Origin of the sequence: Methylobacterium sp. J-092 (assembly GCF_022829325.1) — a bacterium.
Lineage (GTDB): Bacteria > Pseudomonadota > Alphaproteobacteria > Rhizobiales > Beijerinckiaceae > Methylobacterium.
In genome coordinates, this window is record NZ_JAKSXU010000013.1 from 1 (window position 1) to 7076 (window position 7076).

General features: G+C 68.2%; 6 protein-coding genes and 1 pseudogene. 3 read left to right on the forward strand and 4 right to left on the reverse strand.

All coding sequences use genetic code 11. The features are described from left to right. Positions 1 to 2737, reverse strand: a 2737-nt coding sequence (mobF, locus tag MKK60_RS00145; protein WP_243983407.1) for a MobF family relaxase, incomplete at its 3' end; no start/stop codon positions are given. Next, positions 2734 to 3042, reverse strand: coding sequence for a hypothetical protein (locus MKK60_RS00150; protein WP_243983408.1), 309 nt, complete (start codon positions 3040 to 3042; stop codon positions 2734 to 2736). The genes MKK60_RS00150 and mobF, both read right to left, overlap by 4 nt. Before the next feature lie 283 nt (positions 3043 to 3325). On the opposite strand from MKK60_RS00150, the gene MKK60_RS00155 reads away from it, so the two are divergent. The 3 genes from MKK60_RS00155 (at position 3326) to MKK60_RS00165 (ending at position 5149) form a co-directional block, all read left to right on the forward strand. Beyond that, complete coding sequence (locus MKK60_RS00155; protein ID WP_243983409.1) at positions 3326 to 3835, forward strand: hypothetical protein; 510 nt, start codon at positions 3326 to 3328, stop codon at positions 3833 to 3835. A 4-nt stretch (positions 3836 to 3839) separates the two neighbouring features. Next, positions 3840 to 4559: a hypothetical protein gene (locus tag MKK60_RS00160; RefSeq protein WP_243983410.1), complete on the forward strand. Its 720-nt coding sequence runs from the start codon at positions 3840 to 3842 to the stop codon at positions 4557 to 4559. A gap of 92 nt (positions 4560 to 4651) precedes the next feature. Further along, the gene (locus MKK60_RS00165) at positions 4652 to 5149 is read left to right on the forward strand and encodes a hypothetical protein (RefSeq protein WP_243983411.1); all 498 of its coding nucleotides are present in this window, start codon (positions 4652 to 4654) and stop codon (positions 5147 to 5149) included. Between the two features lie 4 nt (positions 5150 to 5153). Here MKK60_RS00165 and MKK60_RS00170 read toward each other — a convergent pair whose 3' ends face one another. Together MKK60_RS00170 and MKK60_RS00175 are read right to left on the reverse strand one after the other, a co-directional pair. Beyond that, a complete protein-coding gene (locus MKK60_RS00170; RefSeq protein ID WP_243983412.1) occupies positions 5154 to 6668 on the reverse strand; it encodes a type IV secretory system conjugative DNA transfer family protein in 1515 nt (504 codons plus the stop codon). 72 nt (positions 6669 to 6740) lie between these two features. After that, a pseudogene (locus tag MKK60_RS00175) lies at positions 6741 to 6848 on the reverse strand (IS5/IS1182 family transposase); the annotation flags it as partial. Positions 6849 to 7076: the final 228 nt, after the last annotated feature.

Sequence of the window (7076 nt, forward strand, 5' to 3'; positions counted from 1 at the left end):
GGACCGCCCGGCCGACGTCGATCCCCGCGACGACACGCTCAGGCAGCCCGACCACCCCGTCACGGACGAACGCGACCCGATCGACGGCGTAGTCGACTACGTTGGCCTTCTCGCGGTAGCTTCGCGCCTCGCGGAACAGCCGCTCCAGCACCATCGTGTCGGTCGCCGGCATCCGCGGATCCGCCTGACGTTGCCGGCACAACGCGTCGAGCCGGTCGCGCTCGACCACCACCCGGGCCCCGTGCCGATGCCGGGTCAGGCCGACATACACTTCTCGCGCGTCGGTGCCGGCCCCGACATACATCACCGCCGCGGAACAGGTCCGTCCCTGCGCTGCGTAGGTTGTTCCGGCGTAAGCGTGTACAACCCTTGGATGTTTTAGCTGACGACCGAACCGGGGGACCCGCCGCAGCGCGTTCCAGGCCGTTTCGATCACCCTGCCGTCCTCCAGCACCAAGTTCAGGCGCGTGTCGCCATCCGGGTCGGTGACGAGTCCCTCGACCCGGGCGCGGGTGCCGTTGCGCAGGCCGAGATGCGGCAGGCTTTCGCCGAACCGTAGGGTGTCGCCGACGGCCAGCGCGAGCGGTACCACCCGGTCCTCGCGGTCGCGGGCGGGCGGGGTGATCAGGTCGGGTCCAAGTTGCCCTTCCGCCCGCAGGACCGCCCGCGCCCGAACGTTCAGGGCCGCCGCATCGACGTTGCGCCGGGTGACGATGAGCACGTCGTCACCGTGGATCGCGCGCTGTTCGGTCCAGGTTGCGATCACCCGTTCCCGTGCCGCCTCGGCCCCTGCAACGAGTTCGACCTGGCGCTCGGCCACGTAGGCGCGCAGGCCCGCCTCGGCGTCGCCGCGCGCCATCAGTACCGAGGCGGCGCGCTGCCAGTCCACTACCTGACGCCGCACCTCGCCGAGCACCGCCGAACGTCCAATCACCTCGGCCACCGCCCGCAAGCCGCTGGCACCCGCGACCGAGGCGAGTTGCTGTCGGTCGCCGACCAGCACCACCTTGGCACCGGCCGCCTGCGCCGCGCTCAAGATCGCCTCCAGGTCCCTGCTGCCGACCATGCCGGCCTCGTCGACCAGCACCAGGGTGTCGCGGTCGAGGGTCGCGGCGTCGGCCTTGGGCTCAACGTCCGATCGCGTCGCTCGGGCGCGGTCGTGGCGCCAGCGTGCGATCGCCTGCGCCGGGATCCCGGTCGATCGTCCGAGTTCCTCGGCCGCGACCCAGGATGGTGCCAAGCCGATCACGCGCATCCCTGAATTGTGCGCGGCGGCGACGAGAACCGCGGCCGTGGTGGTCTTGCCGGTGCCGGCACCGGCTTCAAGCAGCGCCACCCCGTCCGGGCCGGCGGCGTGACGTACGGCCTCGGCCTGTTCCGCGCTAAGGCGGGTGTCCTGGGCCAGAGCCGCTGCCACCGCCTCGGGAGCGATCCAGGTACGTTCCAACGGGCGATCGGCGGCACGCAGCATCGCGGCCTCGCACGCGGCGATGCCTGGGCTGGTCCAGCACGCGCTCGCCCCCCCTGGCACCATCGCGGCCGCCGCCAACGGCAGCAGGGTGCCATCCCGCTCCAAATCGGCGAGTTCCGCCTCGACCACCCCGATCCCGAGGCCCTGCACACCCGCGATCTCTAGGCCGCGCTGGAGCAGATCCTTGCGCGTGATGACGCTCTCGTGCCGGAACAAGGCTGATGCCGCCTGAGCCACCGGGGTGTCGCCGGGGATCTCGGGCGGGTCGAACGGCACCTCTCGATCGACCTCGCGCGCGGCGGCGATCGCCAAGGTCGGATCGCGTTCCGGGTTGCGCGCGGCCAGCCACGGATCAATCGCGCAGGCGGAGAGCTCGGCGCGCCAGCGCGCCTCCAGCTCGAAGCCGGTCGGCAGCTCGTGCTTGCTCCGGCGGGTGGCGAGCGCGGCGACCTCGCGCTGGGCGGACGTCGCCCTGGCACCTGCGTAATCGAGGATTTGCTCCGAACGCTTGGAGAACGTCGCCAGCAGCGTTTCGGGCAGACCGGCGACCTCCCATTGCCCACGTCCGGCCTCGCGGTAGCGCAGGCGGAACCGCTGCCGCAAATCCTCCGCCAGGGCTGCCCGGTATGCCGCCCCGACGCATACCTGGTAGTTGTAGAGTTGCTCGACCTCGATGGTCAGATGCGTTTGTGCTTTATATCGCCCGGACATCGCATGTGTCGGAGCTCCCGCAATATTGATAAAAACACAATGCGTATGAATATTAGGATCACCCTCGCGGGTGGTATAGTGATCGAACCGGCCGACGATCAGGTCGCTCGGCCGATGGCGCTCCACCCCGCCAGCGCCGGTTCGGACGCTGACGAGGCCCTCCGCCTCGACGAAGGCGAGCGCCCGCTCGACCGCGCCGCGGTGCGCGGCTTCGATCGCCGCGCGCTGCTCCGGCGTGCCCGCCATCCACAGAATGGAAACGGACTTGCCGGGGGTCAGGGTGCAGTCCTGGCCAGCCCAGTGCCCTGGACCGGCACCGCGCACCAGCGCCTTGCCCGTCCCGGGATGAACTCCGGCGCACAGGTCACGAAACGACGCGGCCTCGATCGCCGCACCGTGGCGCACGACCGTCTCGCCGCTGCTCCACCAGGTCCCGTCGCCGTCCTTGGCGTAGTACTCGTCGCGCCGGTCCGGGCGCGCCTCACGCTGGCCGTCGTTGGTGTAGTAGAGGCCAGCCGCTGGACCTGACCCGAGTCGATGCAGCGACGCAGTCACGCAGCTGGATCCGCACGCGCATCACCATCGTGGCCGTTCTGGCAGTAGCGGCAGACCTTGGTCAGGTCGATGCCGGCCGCCGGCGCACCGAGTTCGCCGACCGTCTGCGCCATGTCGAGGATAGCCGCGTCGACCTGCTCCAGGCGCTCGATCAGCGCCTTGTGGCGGATCGCGACCTCCAGGTGCTGGACGACGCACTCGGCCGCGAGGTCCTCCGCAGACCAACCCTGCTCGGCCGCCGCGGCGCTCAAGCGAGCGGCGCGGGAAGCTTCCAAGGTGAGGGTGAGCTTGACCTGGTCGGCCATCGGCGTACCTGCTTTGCGGGCGATCGGATGGAGACGCCTGACACGTTCCCGGTCGATCGGCGAGGCGGACGAGCCTCCACGGTTAACGCCGCGGCACTTCAGTGCGTGTGGTGTGATACCCCTCCTGTTGCTGTGCTTTCTACCGTGTCGCTACTGTGCCTTGCTGCTCAGCGGCCGCGCCCTGCTGCGCCTTGCTGTCTCCTAATGCTTCCTTACCGCGTGCATCGGGATTGCTGCGGTCCCCAACACCGGACGGCAACGGGCTGGGTGTTACCTCCCGCCCATGCCGAAGCCGCCGCGCCTCGATCTTCGCCGCCTCGAACGGGACGTCGCCGACGCCGCGCCGCGGTCCGCCGGGCTTGCCCCAGGTGGACGGCGAGCCACCGGTCTGATGGACGTGGTGCGCGACAACCTCGACGCGCTTGTCACGATGCAGGCTAGCGGCGTCACCTGGAACGCCATCGCGGCTGCCCTGACCAAACAAGGTTATGCGACCGGGGACGGTCGACCGCTGACCGGTGCCCAGATTACCGGCATCATATCGAGCGTGCGGCGGCAGGCGAAGCACCGCGCAGACAAGGCCGTGACCCGGCAGGCCCGGCTCGACCTACTGCCGCCTGTGCCGGACCGGAGGCCCGAGCGCCGCCTTCACCTGTCCGCCGATCTCGTTGCACCGACCGAGTCTCGCAGTCCGACCGCCGCCGAGGCCGCCGATACCGAAGAAGCTATCCGGCGCGGGAATCTCGACAAGCTCCAGGATCTCTTGAAGCCAGCCTCTCCTAAGAAGGATTGACCCCATGCCTCGCATCCTCCTCGTGGTTCAGGACAAGGGTGGCGTCGGCAAGTCCATCGTCGCCCGCGCGCTAGCCGAAGCTGTGCCGGAGGCGCCGCTGATCGAAGTCGACGCCTCGCAGCGGCTCCTCGAACTGAACGATCGCGTGCAGTTCTTCCCCATGCGTGCCACCCGCGAGGACATCGAGCGTACCGGCGGGCGCGCGGCGAGAGCCGAGTTCGACCCCGTCATTACCACGATGACGTCCGCGACCCTGCCGACCATCGCCGATATCGGCGCTAACACCTCGGCAAGCTTGCTTGCGCTCCTGGCCGATCTTGCTCCAGATCTGAGGGAGGCAGGCATCGCAATCGGCGTGCTGGTTCTGGTCACGGCCGAGCCGGGCGCGCTCGCTGAAGCGCCGCGCCTGCTCAAGCTCGCTGAGCCGTTCGCTGCGGCCCGGTTCGTGATTGAGAACCGCTTGCGTGGCGCGGTAGATGCCAAGACCCTGGCCAAGCTCGGCACTGGGGCGACCGTGACCATGCTCGCTGAGCAGGTAATGGAGGACAAGGCGGTCGAGATCCTGCAGGCGGGTGGCCTTGCCTCGATCCCGCAGATCGATGCGGCCAAGTTGAACGAGCGCCATGGGCTGGCGCTGGGCTCTCGCATCCGGCGCGACCTCGCCCGCTTTCGCGCCGAGGCGATGGCGGCGGTGAAACCGGCCGCCGAGTGGCTCGTCAGATGAGACCGCCGGAGGCGCAACCCCGCCCGAAACGGCCTAGTCCCAATCAGGCCGTGCGGCGGGCGCAAGCCGAGGCCGGCGCGGCAGAGCGCGTCGTGGCGGCGGTCAGCGCGAAGCGCTTGATGGACTGCCTTCGCCTGGCGCCAGCCGAGCGCCTGCGCTACCTCGACGATCCCGATCTCGTCTCGGCCGATCGCGTCGCGCTGCGCCGCTCGGTAGAGGCGAGCCTCGTGCCCGAGCGGCGCAAGATCCCGCTGCCCCGTCTTGGGCGACCCGGGCGAGCGCGTCGCCGGGCGCGGTCGTTTCTGGTTCGCGCGGCGCTGTCGCCCCTGACCCTCGGCCTGATCGTGGTCGGCGGTCCCTGGCTCGCCTTGTCGTGGCAGAACACGAGACCGCTGGCCGTGATGGCACAGCGCGGGATCGCGAGCTTCCGACTACCCGACGGCAGCGAACAGGTCGTTGCCTTATCCAAGGGGTCAACGGTGACGGTATTCGACCAAAGAACTGCCGATCCGGTAATCGGGGTATGGTACCCGCGCCTCGGGTACGCCACGGCAGCGGTCCCGCGAGCTGCCCTGCAGTTCCAGCGCTAGGGCGTCACGATTGAGTCGGTCCGATCGGTGGGGCGCCATCGAGCAGCCGCCTGAAGCGGGCATCGTCGTACTTGGTCTTGCGCAGCTTGAGCGGGTCGGTGGTGTAACGGCCGGAGTTCAGGAACACGATCGCATGGTCCTGGGTCTTGGATGCGAGTTCCGTCGGGGCCACCAACGCAACGGCGACGGGTACGTCCTGGATGTCGGGGCCGCCATTGCGGCCCGGACGTGAATCGACGCCGGTATAGATGCCGAGCGCATCCGACCAGTACCGGCACTCGTCGCGCTCGGCTCTCGACAGGTTGAACAGCATCAGCGCCTCGGCCGTGCCGAGGATCGTATCGGCGCCGGTGCGTTCATAGAGCTCGATCATCTGCGAGCGAGTCTGCCAGAACGTCCACAGCGACATGCCGTAGCCGGGCAGCTCGCCGACACCGCGCAGGATCGCATCGAAGGGGCCGAGTACGGCGGCCTCATCGATGATCGTAACGATGCGCTCGGAAACCCGCTCCGCTCGCACGGCAGCAAACGTGTCGGCGAGCAACCACCGGACGAAGGGTGCGATGATCTTCCGCCGGTCGTCGGCCGGCAGCACGATGAAGACGTCGGTATCGCCGCGGCACAGGTCGGAGAGCTCGAAGGTGTGATCCGTGACCACCTGCTGCATGCGTTCGTCGAGCGCCCAGCTGAACACCTGCGCGGCCGTCGAGAGGATCGCTCCGCGTGACCGATCGTCGGACGAGTCGAGAACCCCGATCGCATCGCGTGCCGCGGCATCGGTCCGACCTTGCAGAGCTGCTCGCAGGCGATCGGGATCGCGCAGTAGGTCGGCGGCCTCGATCACGTCGTGGCGGCCTTCACGGATTGATACGCTCAGCGCCGCGACGACGACCGAGACGGCGCGATCCTTGAAGAACTCGCCGCCATCGGAAGATTGCACCCGGTCCGGCAGCAACGCACGGGCCATGCTCTGCAGATAGAGCACGTCGCCGGCATCCCGCTTGAGCAAGGGGTTCCAGCGATCCGCGCCTTGTGCGATGCCGACGGGATCGATGCACCGAACTTTGCGCCCCAGCGCTTCACGCCGGCGGCGCACGGCGCGCACGACATCGCCCTTGGGATCGACGACTACGACCGGGCCCGCCCAGGCATCAGGCTCCGGAAGGATGAGGTTGGGCAGGATCAGCCCGGATGTCTTGCCGGACCGTGGCGGTGCGATGGTGACGAGGTTACCCTCCACCTGGATGCGGACCGCCCCACCGGTTTCGGGATCAATGCCGAGCTCCAGCCCCTTGCGCATGCGGGCCAGATCCTGGGGAGCGGCCCACTTGGCATCGCCGTAGCGCTTCGAGCGATGGCGGAGCGGCACGAGCTTGCCGCTCATTAGAACAATGACGATGGCAACTGCCGCACCTGTAACAATCCCAGCCAGAGCAACGCGTCCGCCTCCGGGAAGGCCCTCCGATCGCCCGAGCATCATGTTGGTGTACGTTCTGCCGAGGCGCTGAACGAAGACCATGGTCGTCTCGCCCAGGTTCGCACCTTTCGGCGAGAACCAGGCTTGAGGCGTTCCTGGAACTGAGACCCTGTTTCATAAAGCTCGGGCGATCCGTCTGACGAGGATCATGGCTGCGGCGAGGACGAAGAAGTCGAGCGCAGAGGACGGGGTAGCCTCGTGTTCGCGAGCCAACCTTCTGCAGCCATGATCCTCGTCAGACTGATCGCCCGAGATAGATGGAACAGGGGCTAAGTGTGCGGTGCGCAGGAATCCATGTTCATAGCTTTGGGCGACAACCAGTAGTCAGGCGCTGCTGGAAAGGACATACTGTTTCATAATGCGGCGGGGGTCCGTGGGTCGAGGATTGTGGTCGGTGCGTGGACGGGAAAGACTATCGCAGACTGCATGGGATCTTCTTAGGCACTAGGT